Source organism: Pseudomonas sp. P867 (assembly GCF_019891455.1).
GTDB classification, from domain to species: domain Bacteria; phylum Pseudomonadota; class Gammaproteobacteria; order Pseudomonadales; family Pseudomonadaceae; genus Aquipseudomonas; species Aquipseudomonas synxantha_A.
In genome coordinates, this window is record NZ_JAFLXB010000004.1 from 364,953 (window position 1) to 384,669 (window position 19,717).

The 19,717-nt window shown below is 60.7% G+C and carries 24 protein-coding genes and 1 tRNA gene; 14 read left to right on the forward strand and 11 right to left on the reverse strand.

Annotated features, from left to right (window positions below):
- Window positions 1-53 precede the first annotated feature (53 nt).
- Together desA and J1G33_RS10320 are read left to right on the forward strand one after the other, a co-directional pair.
- The gene (desA, locus tag J1G33_RS10315) at window positions 54-1,238 is read left to right on the forward strand and encodes a delta-9 fatty acid desaturase DesA (protein ID WP_005783697.1); all 1,185 of its coding nucleotides are present in this window, start codon (window positions 54-56) and stop codon (window positions 1,236-1,238) included.
- A gap of 188 nt (window positions 1,239-1,426) precedes the next feature.
- Window positions 1,427-2,428, forward strand: a complete 1,002-nt coding sequence (locus J1G33_RS10320; RefSeq protein WP_032878465.1) for a sensor domain-containing diguanylate cyclase — start codon at window positions 1,427-1,429, stop codon at window positions 2,426-2,428.
- A gap of 99 nt (window positions 2,429-2,527) precedes the next feature.
- Here the strand turns inward: J1G33_RS10320 and J1G33_RS10325 are convergent, their stop codons facing one another.
- The 11 genes from J1G33_RS10325 to J1G33_RS10375 form a co-directional block, all read right to left on the reverse strand.
- Window positions 2,528-3,736 (reverse strand): HDOD domain-containing protein, encoded by a 1,209-nt coding sequence (locus tag J1G33_RS10325; protein WP_223018023.1) that lies wholly within the window; start codon window positions 3,734-3,736, stop codon window positions 2,528-2,530.
- Between the two features lie 118 nt (window positions 3,737-3,854).
- Window positions 3,855-5,132: a 4-aminobutyrate--2-oxoglutarate transaminase gene (gene gabT, locus J1G33_RS10330; protein ID WP_078819994.1), complete on the reverse strand. Its 1,278-nt coding sequence runs from the start codon at window positions 5,130-5,132 to the stop codon at window positions 3,855-3,857.
- 178 nt (window positions 5,133-5,310) lie between these two features.
- On the reverse strand, window positions 5,311-6,753 hold the full coding sequence (gene gabD, locus J1G33_RS10335; RefSeq protein WP_032878469.1) for an NADP-dependent succinate-semialdehyde dehydrogenase: 1,443 nt from the start codon (window positions 6,751-6,753) through the stop codon (window positions 5,311-5,313).
- 294 nt (window positions 6,754-7,047) lie between these two features.
- Window positions 7,048-7,362 carry a RebB family R body protein gene (locus tag J1G33_RS10340; protein WP_003187551.1) on the reverse strand — a complete coding sequence of 105 codons (315 nt, stop codon included), beginning with the start codon at window positions 7,360-7,362 and terminating at the stop codon, window positions 7,048-7,050.
- Between the two features lie 50 nt (window positions 7,363-7,412).
- The gene (locus J1G33_RS10345; RefSeq protein ID WP_005783676.1) at window positions 7,413-7,727 is read right to left on the reverse strand and encodes a RebB family R body protein; all 315 of its coding nucleotides are present in this window, start codon (window positions 7,725-7,727) and stop codon (window positions 7,413-7,415) included.
- 82 nt (window positions 7,728-7,809) lie between these two features.
- Window positions 7,810-8,130: a hypothetical protein gene (locus J1G33_RS10350; RefSeq protein WP_223018024.1), complete on the reverse strand. Its 321-nt coding sequence runs from the start codon at window positions 8,128-8,130 to the stop codon at window positions 7,810-7,812.
- Window positions 8,131-8,170: 40 nt separating this feature from the next.
- Window positions 8,171-8,797 carry a hypothetical protein gene (locus J1G33_RS10355; RefSeq protein ID WP_003187547.1) on the reverse strand — a complete coding sequence of 209 codons (627 nt, stop codon included), beginning with the start codon at window positions 8,795-8,797 and terminating at the stop codon, window positions 8,171-8,173.
- An 82-nt stretch (window positions 8,798-8,879) separates the two neighbouring features.
- Window positions 8,880-9,452, reverse strand: a complete 573-nt coding sequence (locus tag J1G33_RS10360) for a hypothetical protein (protein ID WP_223018025.1) — start codon at window positions 9,450-9,452, stop codon at window positions 8,880-8,882.
- An 18-nt stretch (window positions 9,453-9,470) separates the two neighbouring features.
- On the reverse strand, window positions 9,471-9,698 hold the full coding sequence (locus J1G33_RS10365) for a RebB family R body protein (RefSeq protein ID WP_003187543.1): 228 nt from the start codon (window positions 9,696-9,698) through the stop codon (window positions 9,471-9,473).
- Between the two features lie 103 nt (window positions 9,699-9,801).
- Complete coding sequence (locus J1G33_RS10370) at window positions 9,802-10,344, reverse strand: sigma factor-like helix-turn-helix DNA-binding protein (protein ID WP_050989018.1); 543 nt, start codon at window positions 10,342-10,344, stop codon at window positions 9,802-9,804.
- Window positions 10,345-10,431: 87 nt separating this feature from the next.
- A complete protein-coding gene (locus J1G33_RS10375; RefSeq protein WP_223018026.1) occupies window positions 10,432-11,148 on the reverse strand; it encodes a Crp/Fnr family transcriptional regulator in 717 nt (238 codons plus the stop codon).
- Window positions 11,149-11,343: 195 nt separating this feature from the next.
- Here J1G33_RS10375 and J1G33_RS10380 point away from each other — a divergent pair.
- From J1G33_RS10380 to J1G33_RS10435, 12 genes are all read left to right on the forward strand, one after another.
- A tRNA-Arg gene (locus J1G33_RS10380) sits at window positions 11,344-11,420 on the forward strand.
- A gap of 168 nt (window positions 11,421-11,588) precedes the next feature.
- Window positions 11,589-12,833 (forward strand): tyrosine-type recombinase/integrase, encoded by a 1,245-nt coding sequence (locus tag J1G33_RS10385; protein WP_223018027.1) that lies wholly within the window; start codon window positions 11,589-11,591, stop codon window positions 12,831-12,833.
- Between the two features lie 128 nt (window positions 12,834-12,961).
- The gene (locus tag J1G33_RS10390; RefSeq protein ID WP_223018028.1) at window positions 12,962-13,960 is read left to right on the forward strand and encodes a hypothetical protein; all 999 of its coding nucleotides are present in this window, start codon (window positions 12,962-12,964) and stop codon (window positions 13,958-13,960) included.
- A gap of 117 nt (window positions 13,961-14,077) precedes the next feature.
- Window positions 14,078-14,344, forward strand: coding sequence for an AlpA family phage regulatory protein (locus J1G33_RS10395; RefSeq protein WP_223018029.1), 267 nt, complete (start codon window positions 14,078-14,080; stop codon window positions 14,342-14,344).
- Window positions 14,345-14,650 (forward strand): helix-turn-helix domain-containing protein, encoded by a 306-nt coding sequence (locus tag J1G33_RS10400; RefSeq protein ID WP_223018030.1) that lies wholly within the window; start codon window positions 14,345-14,347, stop codon window positions 14,648-14,650. It begins immediately after the preceding gene.
- The gene (locus J1G33_RS10405) at window positions 14,647-15,135 is read left to right on the forward strand and encodes a Rha family transcriptional regulator (protein WP_223018031.1); all 489 of its coding nucleotides are present in this window, start codon (window positions 14,647-14,649) and stop codon (window positions 15,133-15,135) included. Before J1G33_RS10400 ends, J1G33_RS10405 begins: the two co-directional genes overlap by 4 nt.
- Before the next feature lie 460 nt (window positions 15,136-15,595).
- Window positions 15,596-15,859: a hypothetical protein gene (locus J1G33_RS10410; RefSeq protein WP_223018032.1), complete on the forward strand. Its 264-nt coding sequence runs from the start codon at window positions 15,596-15,598 to the stop codon at window positions 15,857-15,859.
- Window positions 15,856-16,365, forward strand: coding sequence for a hypothetical protein (locus J1G33_RS10415; RefSeq protein ID WP_223018033.1), 510 nt, complete (start codon window positions 15,856-15,858; stop codon window positions 16,363-16,365). The genes J1G33_RS10410 and J1G33_RS10415 overlap by 4 nt, the downstream gene beginning before the upstream one ends.
- A 106-nt stretch (window positions 16,366-16,471) precedes the next feature.
- Window positions 16,472-16,759, forward strand: coding sequence for a hypothetical protein (locus J1G33_RS10420; RefSeq protein ID WP_223018034.1), 288 nt, complete (start codon window positions 16,472-16,474; stop codon window positions 16,757-16,759).
- A complete protein-coding gene (locus J1G33_RS10425; RefSeq protein WP_223018035.1) occupies window positions 16,752-16,979 on the forward strand; it encodes a hypothetical protein in 228 nt (75 codons plus the stop codon). The genes J1G33_RS10420 and J1G33_RS10425 overlap by 8 nt, the downstream gene beginning before the upstream one ends.
- Window positions 16,976-17,857: a toprim domain-containing protein gene (locus tag J1G33_RS10430; RefSeq protein ID WP_223018036.1), complete on the forward strand. Its 882-nt coding sequence runs from the start codon at window positions 16,976-16,978 to the stop codon at window positions 17,855-17,857. The genes J1G33_RS10425 and J1G33_RS10430 overlap by 4 nt, the downstream gene beginning before the upstream one ends.
- The gene (locus J1G33_RS10435) at window positions 17,844-19,646 is read left to right on the forward strand and encodes a DUF927 domain-containing protein (protein WP_223018037.1); all 1,803 of its coding nucleotides are present in this window, start codon (window positions 17,844-17,846) and stop codon (window positions 19,644-19,646) included. The genes J1G33_RS10430 and J1G33_RS10435 overlap by 14 nt, the downstream gene beginning before the upstream one ends.
- Window positions 19,647-19,717: the final 71 nt, after the last annotated feature.

A 19,717-nucleotide genomic window follows, 5' to 3' on the forward strand; every position in this document is an offset into this window, starting at 1 on the left:
CTTAGTGATAATGCGTGAGCTGTTCTTTTCTTTATCTGAGGGCCATACAGCCTATGTGGTACAACGGTTTTCTTGACCTGTCAGCCTGGCAACTGGTGGCAGTCACGCTGTTGATGACCCACGTGACCATTATTGGGGTCACTGTCTATCTGCACCGTTATTCGGCCCATCGCTCCCTTGAGCTCAATGCCGGCCTGAAACACTTCTTCCGCTTCTGGCTGTGGCTGACCACGGCGCAGAACACCCGCGAGTGGACCGCCATCCACCGCAAGCACCACGCAAAATGCGAAACCGTCGATGACCCGCACAGCCCGGTGATCAAGGGCCTGTCCACGGTGCTGCGCAAAGGCGCCGAGCTGTACCGTGCCGAGGCGGAAAACCCCGAGACCCTGCGCATCTACGGCAAGAACTGCCCGGACGACTGGATCGAACGCAAGCTCTACACGCGCTACCCGCTGTTGGGCGTGGCGCTCATGGGCGTGATCGACCTGCTGCTGTTCGGCACCATCGGTATCACCATCTGGGCGATCCAGATGATGTGGATTCCGTTCTGGGCCGCCGGCGTCATCAACGGCCTGGGCCATGCCGTGGGCTATCGCAACTTCGAATGCCGTGACGCCGCCACCAACCTGGTGCCGTGGGGCATCATCGTCGGCGGCGAAGAGCTGCATAACAACCACCACACCTACCCCAACTCGGCCAAGCTGTCGGTGAAGAAGTGGGAGTTCGACCTGGGCTGGGCCTGGATCAAAGTGTTCAGCTTCCTGCGCCTGGCCAAGGTGCAGCGCGTTGCCCCCATCGCCCACCGTGTCGAAGGCAAGGGCAGCCTGGATATGGACACCGCCATGGCGATCCTCAACAACCGCTTCCAGATCATGGCCCAATACCGCAAGTTGGTGATCGGCCCGCTGGTCAAGCAGGAGTTGGAGAAGGTCGATCACTCGGTACGTCACCAGTTCCACCGTGCCAAGCGCCTGTTGTCACGGGAAACCAGCTTGCTGGATGACCGTCACCACTTGCGCATCCAAAGCATGTTGGAGCACAGCCATGCGCTGACCGTGATCTATGAAAAGCGTCTGGCGCTCCAGCAGATCTGGCTCAAGACCAGCACCAATGGCCACGATATGCTGGCCGCGATCAAGGAATGGGTGCACGAAGCCGAGGCCAGCGGCATTCAATCCCTGCGCGACTTTGCCCACCAGTTGAAGACCTACTCGCTGCGCCCTGCGGCGGTCTGACGGTACTTTGGGAGGGCTTGCCCTCCCACACACTGGCTTTTTGGCGCCATTTTCCGGGCACCGTCAATCCATGCCGATCACGGAACTTCACTGCAAATCCCCTCTCTCAAAGAACACTTCGCCATCATGGTGACCCCTTGTAGTGACCGCTGCTCCATCCTGCGGCGCGCCCAGAGAGAGTTGTACCGATGGTTCACGAAAAGCCCTGCCTGCCCGATGTGCCCACTGCCGAGCCGCCGCGTCCAGCTGCGGCGGCGACCCTGTTGGCGCTGATGCATGCCCAGGGCGAAGTGGAGCGGCTGAGTGAGCGCGAGCAATTGCTCAGTTCGCTGTTGGTCAGCGTGAACGCCGTGCTCTGGGCCATCGATTGGGCAACCCGTCGCGTGCTGTATGTGAGCCCAGCCTACGAGCGCATATTCGGTCGTTCGGCCGGTTTGCTGTTGGCCGACCACCGCGAATGGCGCAACAGTGTTCACCCCGAAGACCTCGATTACGCCGAACACAGCCTGGCCCGCGTGCTGGAACAAGGCGCCGTGGAAGACCGCGAGTACCGCATCATCACCGCCGACGGGCAAATCCGCTGGCTGAGTGACAAGTGCTACATCAACCAGCAGGTGGTGCCCGGTGAACCGCTGATTGTGGTTGGCATGGCCGAAGACATCACCGAAAAGAAGCTGCTGGAGCTGGAACTGCAACGTCTGGCCACCACCGACGTGCTGACCCAAAGCAGCAACCGCCGGTATTTTTTCGAATGCGCCAACCAGGCGTTCGACAACGCCTGCGTTCAGGGCACACCGCTGGCGTTCCTGTTGCTGGACATCGATGACTTCAAGGACGTCAACGACACCTACGGCCACCTGGAGGGCGATCAGGTGCTGCGGCGCATCGCTGAGAGTGGTCGGGGGGTATTGCGCCGTGGCGACCTGTTCGGGCGCATTGGCGGCGAAGAATTCGCCGCTGTGCTGCCCGGTTGCGCGCCAGAAATGGCCCTGCAAGTAGCCGAACGGCTGGGCAAGGAGATCCAGGCCTTGTTGTTCAGTTATGAAGGGCGCGAGTTCAGCGTGACCGTCAGCCAGGGCCTGGCCAGCTTGCGTGAAGATGACTCCACCCTCGACAGCCTGTTCGCCCGGGCGGATGCAGCGATGTATGAGGCAAAACGCCAAGGCAAGAACCGCGTTATAGCCGGTTAATACCGATCAACTGTGGGAGCTGGCTTGCCTGCGATGGCGTCTTGGCTGACCCACCGCTATCGCAGGCAAGCCAGCTCCCACAATTGATCGGTGTGTGTTTCAGGTTTTGCGTACTCGCGCCAGTTCGGACAAGCCCACCTTTAGCAGCCGTGCGGTCTTGCTGCCGGCCAGCTCTTGCAGCCCTTCGTGCTCGGTCAACCGCGCCATCTGCGTCGCCAGGTTCACCACCAAGGCTTCGCGTGAATACACACCGCCTTCCAGTGAATAGGTGGCCGCGATCAATTGGCGCAATTCCAACGGCAAGCGCCAGCGAGTGCGCAACGCCGAACCGTAGGCGGCGCCGAAGTTGTCGAGGGATTCGCCGATCGCTTCGTCATCCAGGGCGCCGCCGCCCTGACGCCAGTCTTCCAGGCAGCGCAACAAGGCCAGGTCGCCCAACCGATGCAGGATGCAGGCGCTGTAGCAGCGCTGGTGATCCAGTTCCAACATGCGTGCCAGGCGCCGGGCGTACTCGGCGCTGTCCTCGGACAACTGCCAGTGCCGCTCGGCGTAGGCCACCAGCCCAGAGTCACCCAGCACCACGTTGTGCTTGAGCGCAAGGCCCAGGATGAGGTTCATGCTTTGCCCAGGGACCAGCTTGTTCAGGGCCGCGTGCAGAGTCTGCACCGGCGTGCCGTGATACCCGGCACTGTTGGCGGCAGCGATCAGCACAGCGGTGATTTGCGGGTCCATGCGCACCTGATCTTCAAGCTGCTGCAGGTCCACGCCCTCGGGGCCCAGGCTGCGATGCACCGCCGCTTTCACGTCCACACGCAACGGTGCGCCATCGCAGACCTCTCGGCGCTGCTCCAGGAATGCTGGCAAGGTCATTCCCGGTGCCAGCGCCGGGATCTCGCAATACACGCTTTCGCCTTCGTTAAGCAGCAGGTCTTGCAGGCGCTGGGTCAGGCTCTCCATGTTCAGCGGGCGGGTCAGGTAGGCCGTGGGCGCCAGGGGCAAGGCTTCGCGTACGCTGGCGCTGTCGTTGCGACTGCTCAGCAGAATAAATGGCAATGCGGGGGAGCGGCGCTGCTGGCGCACACTGCGCAGCAGGCTCAGACCATCGACGCCTGCAAGCTCCCAATCCGCCAGGATCAGGTCATAGCTTTTCTCACGCAACAGCGCAGCAGCGTGGTCACCATCTGCGCACACATCCAGCCGCGCGTCACAACGCACATTCAACAACACTTGCTTGAGCAGGTCCCGCGACCAGGGGTCCGCCTCGGCAATCAACACTCGGGGTACAGCAGGTAAATCAACAGCAGTCATCCAGCACGCTCCATCGGCAATGCTTGCACCTTAGACAATGCCGCCGCGTGCGTACAATGAAGCAGGCACAAAAAAACCGCCGAAGCGGTTTTTTTGCTTTTCGTAGGAGCGGGGCGTGTCAGAGTTCGGAGAAACACTCTTCGATAATCGCCAGACCCTTGTCCAACTGCTCGTCCGGCGAGGTCAGCGGCACCAGTACGCGCAACACGTTGCCGTAGGTACCACAGGACAGCAGGATCAGGCCCTTGTCACGCGCCTTGGCCACCACGGAGGCAACGGCGGCAGCGTTTGGCTTGTGGGTGTCGCCGTCTTCGAACAGCTCGACCGCGATCATCGCGCCCAGGGCACGCACTTCGCCGATCACCGGGTACTTGGCCTGGATGGCCTTGAGGCCGGTCACCAGGCGCTCGCCGACAGCCTTGCAGCGGTCCAGCAGGTGCTCTTCTTCGAACACTTCCATCACCGCCAGGGCTGCCGCACAGGCGATCGGGCTACCGGCATAGGTACCGCCCAGGCCGCCTGGGGCGATGGCGTCCATGTATTCGGCCTTGCCGCACACACCGGCCAGCGGGAAGCCGCCAGCGATGGATTTGGCGAAGGTGGTCAGGTCGGCGGCAACGCCCATCTGTTCCATGGCGAAGAAGGTACCGGTACGCCCGGCACCGGTTTGCACTTCGTCGGCGATCAGCAGGATGCCGTGCTTGTCGCACAGTTCGCGCAGGCGCTGCATGAAGGCTTTGGGCGCGACGTAGAAACCGCCTTCGCCCTGTACCGGTTCGATGATGATTGCAGCGATATCACGTGGCTCGGCATCGTTCTTGAAGATGCGTTCGATGCTGGCGATCGAGTCATCGACGCTCACACCGTGCAGTTCGTTCGGATACAGCGCACGGAACACGCCACCTGGCATCAGGCCCATGCCGGCCGAGTAAGGCACGACCTTGCCGGTCAGGCCGAGGGTCATCATGGTGCGGCCGTGGTAAGCGCCCGTGAAAGCGATCACACCAGCACGGCCCGTGGCGGCGCGGGCGATCTTCACCGCGTTTTCCACCGCTTCGGAACCGGTGGTGACCAGCAGGGTTTTCTTGGCGAAATTACCCGGCACCTTGGCGGCGACTTTTTCGCACACTTCGACGTAGGGCTCGTAGGCCAATACCTGGAAGCAGGTGTGGGTCAGCTTGTTCAACTGCTCGGTCACGGCCGCGATGATTTTGGGGTGCACGTGGCCGGTGTTCAGCACGGCGATACCGCCGGCGAAGTCGATGAACTCGCGACCTTCAACGTCGGTCACGGTGGCGTTCTTCGCCGAGTCGGCGAAGATCGGGTGAATCTGGCCAACACCGCGCGGTACAGCGGCTTCGCGGCGTTTCATCAGGGAAGCGTTGGTCTTGCTCATAAAGTCCTCATTCGCCACTCATCGGGTGGCGTGGTCCAAGGCATACGTGGCGGGGAGGCAACTACGGCAGCATTCGATGATCGACTGCCCCAGCTTTCCCGGCCACTACGAATTACGATGTGAAACACGCAAAGGGACAGCGCTCTCGTGCCCTCTGCGTTTACTGCAATCCCGCGCCTTAGATACCCAGGCAGAGGTATTTGATTTCCAGGTAATCCTCGATCCCGTACTTGGAGCCTTCACGGCCCAGGCCCGACGCCTTGATGCCGCCGAACGGCGCCACTTCGTTGGAGATCAACCCGGTGTTGACGCCGACCATACCGTACTCCAGGGCCTCGGCCACACGGAACACACGGCCCAGGTCACGGGCGTAGAAGTAAGAGGCCAGGCCGAACTCGGTGTCGTTGGCCATCGCGATAACGTCGGCTTCATCTTTGAAGCGGAACAGCGGCGCCAGCGGGCCGAAGGTTTCTTCCTTGGCCACGGCGGCGTCTTTGGAGACGTTGGTGAGGATGGTCGGCTCAAAGAAATTGCCTTCCATCGCCTTGCCACCGGCCAGCAGCGTGGCGCCTTTGCTCAGGGCATCAGCGATATGTTCCTGAACCTTGGCCACGGCTTTTTCGTCGATCAGCGGGCCCGTGGTGGTGCCTTCTTCCAGACCGTTACCGATCTTCAATTTGGTCACCGCCACCTTGAGCTTTTCAGCGAAGGCGTCGTACACCGAATCCTGAATGTACAGGCGGTTGGCGCACACGCAGGTCTGGCCGTTGTTGCGGTACTTGGAGATGATCGCGCCTTCGACGGCCTTATCCAGGTCGGCGTCGTCGAACACGATGAACGGCGCGTTACCGCCCAGCTCCAGGGAGACTTTCTTGATGTCCTTGGCGCATTCGGCCATCAGCTGGCGACCGATTTCGGTCGAGCCGGTGAAGGACAATTTACGCACGATCGGGTTGCTGGTCAGTTCGCCGCCGATGTCGCCGGCGCTGCCGGTGACCACGCTGAGCACGCCTTTGGGGATACCGGCGCGGTGCGCCAGCTCAACCAGGGCCAGGGCCGAGAAGGGGGTTTGCGAGGCCGGCTTGATCACCATGGTGCAACCGGCGGCCAGGGCCGGGCCGGCTTTGCGGGTGATCATCGCTGCAGGGAAGTTCCACGGGGTGATGGCTGCGGTCACGCCGATAGGCTGCTTGATCACGATCAGGCGCTTGTCGGGCTGGTGGCCGGGGATCACGTCACCGTAGATGCGCTTGGCTTCTTCGGCGAACCATTCGATAAAGGAGGCGGCGTAGACGATTTCGCCCTTGGCTTCGGCCAGTGGCTTGCCTTGTTCGAGGGTCATCAGGCGGCCGAGGTCGTCCTGGTTTTCGATCAACAGTTCAAACCAGCGGCGCAGCTTGTTGGCGCGCTCCTTGGCGGTGAGTGCACGCCAGGCCGGCAGGGCCTTGTCGGCGGCTTCGATGGCGCGGCGGGTTTCCGCGGCGCCCATCTTCGGCACGGTGCCGAGAATCTCGCCCGTGGCCGGGTTGTTGACCTTGATGGTCTGACCGTTGTCCGCATCGACCCAAGCGCCATCGATAAAGGCTTGCTGGCGGAACAATTGGGTATCTTTGAGCTGCATGTCGGCTTTCCTTAACAGCACCGCGCGCACGCGGAGCGAATTAGAGTTGTTGAAAGGCGCCTTGTGGGCTGCCGTCAGGGAAATCAGCCCCAGCGCGCGGAAGAAATAAAAGTGCGCACGGGAGACAGAGCGTTTGAAATCTCAAACGAATCCTAGGATCAATGGGGGTACAGGGCAATAGGATGTTCGAAAAAAAGAACGAATATGGCGCATCCGGCTCATCTTTCAGATCAAGCGCACACGACAACAGCCCCGGAGCCTTGTGGGCGCCGGGGCCGTTGGGGACCTCGCAGCTTAAGGTTGGAACGACTTGAGCACGGCCAGTAGGCTGGTCAAGTTGTCGGCCACGCCGCCCTGGGCGACTTTTTCGGTGGCCGCGGCGCCAGCGGTGGTGTCGACACTGTAGATCTGCATCACGCCCTGGTTGGTGGCCGCCTGGGCCAGGGTGTTTTGTTGCTGTTGGGCCGAGACCGAGTTCTGGAACAGGATCGCCGTGGCCTGGCCCATGGATTGGTAGATGGTGCTCATGGCCATCGCGGGTGATTCGGCAACCACCTTGACGTTGGTCTGGGTGACGGCATCGGTGATTTGCGGGCTGACTGTACTCATGGTTGAAACTCCTGGGTTGAGAAAGAACAACATCCGTTATCGCTCAGTGCTTAAGGCTGGAAAGACTTGAGCACGGTCAACAGGCTGGTGAGGTTATCCGACACGCCGCCCTGGGCGACTTTCTCGGTGGCCGCCGCACCTGCGGTGGTATCGACGCTGTAGATCTGCATCACGCCCTGGTTGGTGGCCGCCTGGGCCAGGGTGTTTTGCTGCTGTTGGGCCGACACGGCGTTCTGGAACAGAATCGCCGTGGCCTGCGCCATGGATTGATAGATGGTGCTCATCGCCATCGCTGGCGATTCGGCCACCACTTTGACGTTGGTCTGGGTGACCGCGTCGGTAATTTGCTCGTTAACAAATGCCATGATCAATTTCCTTATTTAGTACACGGTGCATTCCGTGTTCATCAATGAACGTTGCCAAACAAGGGCTGTGAAACCTGTGGCTTCAGGATTTCGCAGGTCCGGCCAGGGCGGCCTCGATCCGTGCGATCAACTGCTGGATCTCCTTGTTCACCTCACGCTTGAGATCCAACTGCTCGACGCTTTGATCGGGCGCGCCACTCAGCGCTTGGCGTACCGCCGCCTCGCTCTGCTGGGCGGCCTGGCGAATGGCCTGCTCGTTGGTCTTCGATTGTTCAAGCACCTGCACCGCGCGCTTGAGGCTTTCGTCAACGATGGCTCGCGGCGCACCCTCGAACATCTGCGGGCTGCGCAGCATCGCCTCAAGCCGCTGGCGATCAGCGCTGGATAGAACCGGTGGCTGCATGTGAACCTCCTGCGGCACTGGCTGGGCGGCAACAGCGCCGCTAAAGCCGCACCTCAACGTTGTCCTGCCAGAACCCTGCAAAGTAAAAGTGCGGCGAGGAATCACAGAAGGTCGCCAACTCCGCAGGCGTTATGGCGCTAGGCTGGTTGGGGAAAATGGCAGGCGGAGGCGGCAGCAGATTGGCCTCGTTGTAGAGGTTGCCGACTTCATAGCAGTTGGCCGCGAACTGCGAACAAAAGGACCCGCTGCCGATGTCGATGGACTCGTTGATCCGCGTCACCAGGCTGGTATCGGAAGTCCAGCGCCGGAACGCTGAAATCATCGCGTTCCACACGCTGTAGCGGCCCCGAATATCACCGCCGATCTTGTCGAAGTAGAACTGCTTGGCAGCTACCGTCGCCGCCTCGCCCAGTTCGGTATCCACGCAGGAAAACACCATCGCCGAGCGCGGCGGTTTTTCCAGGCTCAGGTCGGTCAGGGCCAGGCCACTGCCCACACTTTCGATCACCATCGTGTCGCTTACCGCAATCGCCGGGTGAACCACATTCAGGTAGGTCGTGTCCTGCGAGAACACCTTGGCCTTGACCAGTTGACCGGCTTTGATAAACGCCCGCGTAGCGCTGTCGTCATCTTGTTTGACAGAAAAAATAATATCTCCAGGCTGCATGATGTCGCTCCTCACTCAAGAAAAGTTGCTTTCAAGTTGCTGTTGCACCGCTCCAGCCGAACGCTGGAGCGCTGTGCTGGATTCAGGCCGCTGGCGCGGCCCGGTTGGCCAGGGTGCTCGCGTACTTGGCGATGCTCTGGTCGATCTTGTCGATGGCCACGCTGGCGGCTTCGGCTTCCATGGCTCCGGCGGCGGCGGCCACGGCGGCAGCGGCGCCCACAAGCAGGTCGGTGGCCAAGGCGCCCAAAGCGTCTTCGGCAGCGCCCGGCAGGTTGTCATTGACGATGTTCTCGGTCATTTGCTGGAGCAGCACGGCCTGGGCCGCCAGGGCGATCTTGCTGACCCCGTCGAAGTACCCCGCCGCCGCCTGCGCTACCAGCCCGGCCGCCTGGCTGATCATCATGTCGGCCGGCACCGCGATCTGCGCCGGGGCATAGGCAAAGTTCTGCGCGTTGGTGAACTGCACCGCCTGCACGATCTGGCTATTGAGCGCCGCCGTGCTATCGGGCGACGGCGTGCTCACCTGGTTGAGCAGGTGCTCGTTCATGCGCGCCATGATCGAGCGCGAGGCCGGTGCGGCGGGCGCCGGCGCAGGTGGATCGGCGGCGGGCGTTGCTTGGGAGGCGGCGGGTTTCTTTCTGCTGAACCACGACATAATCAATCTCCCGAGGCCTCAGCCCTTCTCGCCAATCTGCATGATCAGCGCCACGGCCTTGGAGATCACCGCGTTGGAAATCTGATTCATCGCCTGCTGGCTGTTGACCGCGTTCTGCAACGACAGGCCCGCCGCGCTGCTGGCCACCTGGTACAGCGACGCGATGGCCTGGGCCGGCGCCTCGGCCACCACCTTGACGTTGGTTTGAGTGACCGCGTCGGTGATCTGGCTGTTGACCTCTGTCATACATCTCTCCTTGATGGCATTCGCCCAGGGTTGGGTGTGGATAGCGGCGGCGTGCTGCGCTCATACCTCTAGAACGCCCCACGCAAGCCTGTGTGAATCACATTCAGCGCAAGGCACTACGCAGCAGTTGCACGCGCTTGCGCACCAGTGGCAGCTTGACGTGCAGCTCGGCGGCGATTTGCGGGTAAGGCAGGTCGTCGACAAAACGCATCTCGAACAAGCGCTGCTGCAACAGCGGTAACCGTGCGACGTGCGCCTCGATCTGCTCCAGGCGCTCATAACATTCCACTCGCTCCAGCACCGACGCGCAGGGCGCGGCGAGCGCGGCCAGATGATCGTGTTCAAGATCCACCGAATCATCGAACAGCCGCCCCTCGCGCTTGCTGCGCCGCAAGCTGTCGAGAAACACATGGTCGAGCACCAGAAACAGAAACCCCTCAGGGTCACGAATGCGCTCCGGCGAACGCCGAAAAAACAGCAGGGCCTTGATCGCCGTGGCCGACAACCACTCCTGGCCCTGATCCAGATTGCCCTTGGCCCGTCGCAGCGCACGGCGCTTCAGCTCGCCCTGCACGGCGCGCCAACTCGCTTCGAACAAACGGTCATCGGCGGCCCATTGATCCTTGAACTCAACAGTCATCCCCATCGCCAGCACTCCTGTGCATCCTTGATGAAGGGCCAGTCTGCGAGGGCTCGACGGGGCTACGCTGTTACCTGGGGAACACTGCGGCAACTAATTCAAGGCAAACGCCTTGCGCCGCAAATGCTCAACATCGTTGATCACCATGCGCTCCAGATTGCCGCTGATCACGCCATTGCGGCGCCACACTTGCAGCTGCACATTAAGCTTGGGGCGGCTGGTATTCAGCATCGACGCCAACACCCCTTGGCTGGCGGGCAACGACACACTGGGCAAAGCCAACGCCAGGTCGATCTCGCCCAGGTTGGCCAACAGAAACCGCGCCAACCGCGACTCCAGCCGATGCAGACACACCAACTCCAGCAACTCGATGGCGTGCAGCAAACGCAGCATCATCAACATCAACAAACGCCGCAGAAACACCGGTTCCTCAAACAACACAGCAAAATGCCGGCTACCCAACTGCAACAACCGCGTAGGGCCACTGGCAAAGGTGGAAGACTCGCGCCCATGATCCTTGATCAACGCCGTCTCCCCCACCACCTGCCCGGCCCCGGTACTGCCAATGATCTGCTCCCGACCATCGGGCCCATGCACCACCGAATAAATCCGGCCCTCCACCACCAACGCAATGAATTCGAGGGTGTCGTCCTTGAAATACAACAGCTCACGATCATCCAGCGTGCGCTCCACCATATGGGTGGCCACGTAGCGCAAGAGGTGCTCCGGCATACCTCGAAACAAATCGGAGCGAGCCAGCAGGGTTTGTCTGAGCGGGAGATCGAGCATCACGGTTCCTTTGGAATGCATGCGTTCACCTGGGGAATTGCGGCGTGGAAGCGGGTTAAAGCCACAAGAGCAAAGCAAACAAAGGGACGTGCGGCGCGGTGAGTTGTGAATGAGGGTGGCGATTAGCCATTTTTTGTCGGAAATGGACGACAGGGGGCGGGGGAAATGCCGGAATGGACGCATCAGGTCGACATGGGTATGATGTCGCCCGCACAAGCATCCGTAGCTCAGCTGGATAGAGTACTGCCCTCCGAAGGCAGGGGTCGTGGGTTCGAATCCCGCCGGGTGCACCATATAGCTGTTTAGATCTGTCTCCGACAGTCTACGAAAAACCTCAAGAAGCCCGCCTAGTGCGGGCTTTCTTGTTTATGGCTATCTCTCCTTGCCTCTCCCTATATCTTCCCCTCGTGTATCCCATCATGTACCTTTCAAAATAATTGAAACTGAGGGGTACAAGGGAAATGAAGCGCAGCGAGATAAAACGCCGCCCGTTAGCCGACACCGTGCTAGCCACCCTGGAGCCGGAAGCCAAGGAATACCGGGAGCTGGACGGCAACGCTCTGTATCTCCGAGTGCGCCCAGACGGTAACAAATCTTGGCAATTGCGCTACAAGAAGCCAGACGGCAAGTGGTCATGGCTTGGCTTGGGCGGCTATGGCACGGGCGCCCACCAGCTATCCGGCTCACAGGCCCGACAGAAAGCGGCTGTGCTGAGAGAGGACGCCGTCAAGGGAGGAGACCCCCTCGCCACCAAGCGAGCCAGAAAGACCGCAGAGGCTGAAGCCTCTAGCCAGACCTTCGAAGCGCTAGCGCGGGAATGGTACGCGTCCAAGCGCTTGAGCTGGACAGCCGGTACCGCCGTACGAATGATTGGCGCGCTCGAACTCCACGTCTTCCCGGTATTCGGTAAGCGTATCTATCGTGAGATCCTGCCTATGGAGTGGATGGAGTTCCTGCGCTCCATGGAACAGAAGGGCATCATTGAACAGACCAGTCGCGTACGCGGCATGTGCCGGGAGATTTACGACCTGGCCCGAGTAACAGGGCGAGCCACTCACAACCCGCTGGAGGGGCTGCATAAATTCCTGCTGACCAAGCCTGCCGAGAACTATGCCCACGTATCCCTTGATGAGCTTCCGGCTCTCTTGCGCGCAATCAGGACATACGGCACCGCTGATGTGCGGATCGGCCTGCACCTGCTTTCCATACTCGCCTGTCGACCGTCTGAACTGCGCGAAGCGCGATGGTCGGAGTTCGATCTAAATAAAGCTCTGTGGTCGATTCCGGCCGAGCGCATGAAACGTCGACGCGAACATCTAGTGCCGCTGCCAACCCAGGCAGTCGAGCTACTGCGAAGTCTGCAGGTGCTCACTGGTGCCTACCCGATGTTGTTCCCTGGCCGGAGCGACACCACCAAGCCACGTAGCAACACGGTCTTTCTGATGGCTCTACGTCGTCTCGGCTATGAAGGCCGCCAGACCGGGCACGGTTTCCGTCATATCGCCTCGACGATTCTGAACGAGCACGGGTTTGACGAAAACCACATCGAGGCGCAGCTATCCCATATCAAGCAAGGCATAGCGGGTGTTTACAACAAAGCCCAGTACCTGCCGCAGCGAAAAACAATGATGCAATGGTATGCGAACTACCTCGACGGCCTCGCCGCCGGCGTCGTTGTCCAAGGCGACTTTAGCAAGCGGGCGTGACTCCGGGCTTTCCTCGTTTGTGTAGACAGCTATAGACTGAAAGCATAACTGTTCGGATATACAGCTAACCCCGAAATTTGAGCCGGATGCTCTGCCCACAGCCGGACCAGAACTGATAGGAGATTTGCGTGAGATTCCTGAAAGATCCTGAGCCGGTAATTTTTGAAGACCGCCTTCATTACATGATGTTGTTCGGCCCAAGACCGGAGGGGACGCCCTATAACGATTATGACCCCTTCGCCCCGTATTATTATTGCCCTGACGGACTGGGTTTCAATATGGTCTATCAGGACATCGTAGAGCTTCTTAAAAACCTCACTACGTCTGAGGTTGCTGAGCTTCGCAAAAGGATTATCAGCTGCACCGATGACGCCAAAACACACTATCGAGCTTACATCGCAGACGCCCTCCCCAACCGAGCTGCTGACGAATACGACGACGCAGCGAAGTACATGCACGAAATGCGTAGGTACGAGCTTCTGAAGATGTTCCCTCCAGAAGATCTTTCTCTGTCCACAGGCACGCAATTTTCGGAGGCACAGCTCTGGGCGGTCTATGCGCTGGAGGAGTTCCAGGCAGCAGTAAATCTCGCTGAAATCCCTCCGTTTTCAGACGACAAGAAGTCGATGGCAAAAAGTCAATACATCGAGGATATGTTAGAGCTTGAACTGCCAGGCCTTGCTAGGAAACAAAGCCCTCTTGAACGTGCAAGAAGGGCCGTGCGTCGTCAACGCTCGACAATGATGGACGCAGGCTTGAAGTTAATATTCGCAACGAAGCACATACAGTACGCGCTGGTGCTAACCCACTCGAATCGAATTCAGCAAGAAAGAGCCGAGCACCTAGCGATTAAAGACAGTCGCATGAAGGGCCTCAATGAGATAAACAGGTTGAAGGATCAGGCTGTAGAGAAAGCGCTCAACTTGGCGGCTTCAAAATGGAAAGAAGACTCGACTCAGTCCATAAGAATTGGAGAGATGGCCGATATTGTGTATCGCGCTCTCGCTGAGCAGGGCTTGAACGTAGCGCTGCCAGATACGAGCGAAAGGCTAAAGGCTTGGATTAAGCCCGTCGCGCCTGATTACGCCAGAAAAGGTGGACGTAGTCGAAAAACTGTTCAACCGTAGCGGATATTACCCTTTCCATTACGGTTAACTGAATAACCGTTACAGCGGATGAATTTTTTCGACGTAGTAGAGTGCTCATCCTGTCTCCCGCCATCTACAGCAAACGGGAAACAGAATATGAGCACCACATTCAACTCGCAGCCTACTGCTACGACCGCTCACCAGTTCGATCCGGCCACAGTAATCATCCGCATTAGCGAACTGTCGGCGATCACCGGCTACGCCCGCCCAACAATCTACAAACGCCTCAAAGACGATCCGACATTCCCCCGCCCCGTCCCGCTGAGCGATAGCAAATCGCGTGGGGCACCTGTCGGTTGGATTCTGGCTGAGGCGCAAGCCTGGGTGCGCCAGCGCATCGCCTTGCGAGGGGAGGCGGCATAAATGACCGACCAAAAAAAAGGCCAACCCAATAAGGCCAGCCCAGAAAAAACTCATGTAGAGAATACCAGCGGAACGGCACAGCGCGCTCGGCTTTTGGAGCGCCTGCAATCTGGTCCGATTGATACCTTCACCGCCATCCGCGAGCTGAACATCGTTCGCCCTGGTGCCCGTATCAATGAACTGCGCGGCCTGGGCCACAAGATCCTGACTCACCGCCTTACCCTGACCGACGATCAAGGGCGCACTCACCAAGGCATGGCGCTCTACTACCTCAGCACCAACCCGCCGGTGGGGGTAACAGCATGAACACAATCATGGTGACTCAAATCGGGGGCGAGCCTCGCGTGGATAGCCGCCAGCTCGCGAAGCAACTGGGAACCAAGCACACGAACCCAATGGCGCTGATCGAGCGCTACCTGGCGAAGTTTGAAGAGTTCGGGGTTGTTCCGTTTCAAACGGAGAAACCCTTGGCCGGAACTGCCGGTGGTAGGCCGGAGCGCTTCGCCCTGCTGAACGAAGATCAAGCGTTCTTCCTGCTGTCGCTGTCCCGCAATACCAACCGCGTTGTAGAGCTGAAAGCGAGCCTGATCATGGCGTTCCGCGAGGTACGGTATGGGCACGCCTGCCAGACGTTGGAGGCCCGCAAGAAGGACGCCAGCACCAGTGGGCGGCGCCTCGCCCACTGGCGCTACGACAATCCAGGCGTATACGCGCACGTCGCTCATTTGAGGGAGCAACTGAGGCTGCCACTCGATTCGGAGGACTTCCGCCCATGTCAGCTATGCTCATGATCAGCGATAAACGGTCGATAACTTTTGTTGCAAGCAATCGTGCTCGTCGGTATGGTTTGCCCGTCGCTGCAAATTCAGCGACCGGGTTTTGCAGCCCGACTATCGTTAGGCGCATAAGCGCCACCGTCTCGAAAGCTGGCGCTTTTTTCATGGCCGCTATTTCGCTTTATGGTGGCTGTGCGTGGGGCGCTCTCGAGCGCGCCGGGTTCCTAACGTCCCGGTCTGCAAACCTGCGTACAGCCGCCACCCAATTCTGTTTTGCAGCAGGTAGTGGCGGTTCCTCAACGTTAGGAGCCGTACCGATGAATCACGCCCTTATTCCGTCCGCAATCCGCGCCTTTGCTCACCGCCGCATGGCCCTGAGCGCCCTCCGCGCAAACTCATCACTCTCCGTTCGCCTCGCCCGTTACAACTCCCACATGGCCATCGCTCGTACCCTGGAGTCTGCCGGCGGTGCGCAATGAATACTCCCGCCCGCACCATCCAAGAAATCGCCCACGACACGCTTGAGGATCTCGAAAGCGCCCAAATCGCCCTGCGCAAGGTTGAGGCCGTTCTCTATGCCGCATTGGCAGACAAGGGCACGAGTCAGCACGTCCGCAATCTGGTAGATGTCGCGTGGAACCTAGCCGCTGACGGCGCCAACACCGCCGACTGCAACCGCGAGGCAATTTCCGCCGCTCTGTCCGGGTTCGCTGGCCTGGGCGCAGGGGGGGACCTATGAGCCGTTCCTACAAGGAAATAGCCGAGACCGGCGTCCAGGATCTGTACGAAGTGACCAGTGCGCTCGAGAGCGTGCGCGCAATCTTCACGCTGATGCTTGAGACCTTCCCCGAAGACAGCACGCCTCACGCCTTCGCGCAGTTGGGCACCATCGAAATAACCGACTGGAACACCAAGGTTTACCAGTGGTGTGAGTGCATGGAAAACGAGCTGGATGATGCGAACGGCGAAGTGCAGAAGGCAGCGCCATTGCCGCACTACCTGCAGGACCAGCGCAGTAACGAGGTGGCCGAGGCGATTTCTGCCGAGCGTACACACGCTACCCGGTGGTGGACGCACTTGAACGAGATGCGGCGCCGCAAGGAACTGCCTGACTGGGTGGCGGCGGGCGTCGGCACGCACGATGAACACGATCTGATGCTGGAAAGCCGGAAGGCCGTCAATCAAGCCCTATTCGGATCGGACGACCTGGGCGGCGCTCAGCAATACCGCGAGGTCGCCCTATGAGCCAGCATACGCGTTCACATTCGATCCTTTTTATCAGCCCCACATTTTGTACAAAGCCACCGCGCACTCACGTGAAGCGCCGACGCCCTGACCTAAGAGGTTAAGCATGAAAATTCAAAACGGCGCATCTGCGTCGACGGGATCGGCTTGCCTGAAAAAAGCCACCGAACGGTTTTACGTCACTCACCCGAAGGCGCCCAAGGCATTGCTGGGACCGTTCTTGACCGAGGCCGACGCCGAGTGCGGGCGCGTAGTTATGCGTAGTGCTGGCGCCCAAGTGACGGCCTGCCTGGTTGATTCAATCGACGACATTACCCGCTGGCACGGTGTGAACAACGGTCAAGTTTGCCGGGCCTTTGCTGGCGCTGATCGCAGGGAGGTCAGCCATGGGTGACGTGACCCCAATCAAGCGCAAGGGCAGTGGCGGCCCACCCGCTGCTGGCGCTTATATCGACAGCGCCAGCTATGTGCTGCTGGTGGAAACACTGGTTGGCTTCTTGGAACTGCGCATTTCGGAAGGCGACCAAGGCCGCCAATGCGATGAGTTGGAGCGCCTGACTCAGAAACTGGAGAGCTTGGCCAAGCGGTTTACCCCGCCGAAGGGGGCCGCATGACTGACGCAACGATCCTATTCCGTGATGCGCTCCAGGCCGTCTATGGCCCTCTCGACTGGCAACCAGAGCCCGACGGTGCAATCCACCGGTTCCGTGTGCCGGAGGATAAGCCCGGCTCGCTCAACGGCTGGTATGTGCTGTACCTGGACGGCATTGCATCCGGCGCGTTCGGCAGTTGGAAAGCCGGTGGCGCCAGCACCTGGTGTAGTCGCGAACCGGTGGACGCCCGCGAAGCGGCCCAAATCCGCGAGCGGGTCGACCAAGCCCGGCGTCAGCGCGAAGCCGAGCAACACCGGCGCCAGCAGCAGGCCGCCGAGAAGGCTAATCACTGGTGGCGCAATGCGCGCCGCGCCTCACCCGACCACCCGTATCTGGTAGCCAAGGCAGTTCGCTCCTGCGGCCTGCGCCAGCGTGGCACTGACCTGCTGATCCCGCTGTACCTGGATGGGGGCTTGGTCAATCTGCAACGAATTGCCCCGGACGGCGACAAGCGCTTCCTCTTCGGCGGCCGAATCAAGGGCACCTATTCACCGCTGGGCATCATCGAGCCAGGTTCTGTTCTTTGCATCTGCGAAGGGTGGGCAACGGCCGCCAGCCTCCACCAGCACGGCGGCTATGTCGTTGCCGCGGCCATGAACGCGGGCAACTTGATCCCGGCGGCGATGGCACTTCGCGCTCGCTACCCGGGCCAGCCAATCGTCATCGCCGGCGACGACGACCGGCTCACCGATGGCAACCCGGGGCGCGCAGCGGCAAACGCAGCGGCCGCGGCCGTGGGTGGCCAAGTGGCTTTCCCCGAGTGGCCGGAAGGCGCCCCCGATGACCTCACCGACTTCAACGACCTCGCCAACTGGAAACTCGCCCATGTCCAAGCCTGACACCAACGTGATCAACCTTCGGCCGGACGCCGCGACCATTGCGCCAGATCGCCCCTGTTGGGCGGTGTATGAGCATTGGGTGATCAATGAGAAGGGCCGCAAGCTGCGCCCGGGCGTTTACTGGCATAGCTTCAAGCGCGCCGCCGCTGACCAGGACGACGCCGAGGGCGACACCGGCGACCGGCCTATCACTGATGAGTGGATCTCCAGCCCCGTCACCGTCGTCGCCCGCACCACCAACAGCGACGATGGCAGCGAAGGCCGTTTGCTGCGCCTGGTCACAGAGGGCGGTATCAAGGAATGGATCATCGCCATGGAAGTGTTCGGCGGCAGCGGCGAGGACGCCCGGCGCGCTTTGTTCGGGATGGGCGTCATTATCGCCCTCAAGAAACGCGGCACGTTCATGGAGTACCTGCTCGACCAGCATCCTGCAGAAGTGTTTGCCACCACCAGCCGGCCGGGCTGGCATGAATCGGGAGCGTTCGTGCTGCCTGGGCGAACCATCGGTAGCGCCAATGTGCGGTACCAGGCCAGCAACAAGGCTCAGGTACTTTTCAGCCGGCGCGGCGAGCTGGCGCTGTGGCAATCGGAGGTAGCCGCCAAGTGCGCAGGCAACCCGGTGCTGACACTCGCGATCGGCTGCTCGCTGGCCGGCCCACTGCTGAGTTTGGTCGGCGTGCTAGGTGGCGGTGTTCACCTGGTGGGCGATAGCTCGAGCGGTAAGTCGCTGGCGCAACTGATCGGATCGTCGGTATGGGGCGACCCGGGCGTGTTCGCCGCCAGTTGGGACATGACCAAGGGCGGCCTGGAGATCGAGGCGTCGAGCCGCAATGACACCATTCTGCCCTTGGATGAGATCAAGCGCGCCGACCCCAAGCGCGTACAGGAAATGGCGTACTCCCTCGCCAACGGCCAGGGCAAAGGCACCATGACCCGAGAGCGCGAAGGCCGCGCCAAATTGAGCTGGCGCCTGCTGACACTCTCCAGCGGCGAGCGCTCCCTCTCTGAGCACGCGGCCATATCCGGCAATGCCGCCCACGCTGGCGCTGAGTTACGCATGGTCGACGTGAACGCCGGTACCCGCACACACCGGGCCTTCGACGAATTGCACGGGCTTGAGGGGGCAGACTTTCACCGCCAGCTCACCGTAGCGGTAGGCGCCCACCACGGCCATCTTGGCCCAGCGTTTGTGGAGCGCCTGGTCGCCGCCGACGATAAGCCCGGGCTGCTCAGTGACTTTGACAGCATCCGCGCCCAGTTCGTCGAGGACAACGCCCAGGCCGGCCGCGTGGCTGACCGGTTCGCCGTGATCGCGCTGGCGGGCGAGATGGCCATCGCCTACGGCCTGTTGCCATGGGAGCCGGGCACCGCCCTCTCCGACTGCCGTTTGCTCTACGGGGAATGGCTCTCCCGTGTCGGCGGGGGCAACGCAGAAGACCGCCAGATCCTCGCCGGCATCATCGACTTTATCGACAAGCACGGCAGCAGCCGATTCTCCGATGTCGACGCAGCAGAGGTGGACGCCAAGGTATTCAACCGCGCCGGGTACTGGGAGCTGGTGGCCGGCAAGCGGCTGTATCTGTTCAACAAGTCAGCGCTGATCGAGGCCGCCCATGGATTCGGTCTCACCCGCGTGGTCAAGGCACTTGAGGTTGGCGGGGCCCTGGCCAAACGCGACACCGACCGCGATAGCCGCAAAACCAAAAAGTACCGCATCCCCGCCGGCGGATCGGCGCGCCTGTACGTGATCGACCCAGAAGCCATGGACAGCGAAGGGGGCGGCGCATGACCACCATATCCACCAAGTATGAATGCCCGAGTTCACAGGAACCTATAAACGTGGGGAACAGGGGGAACGGG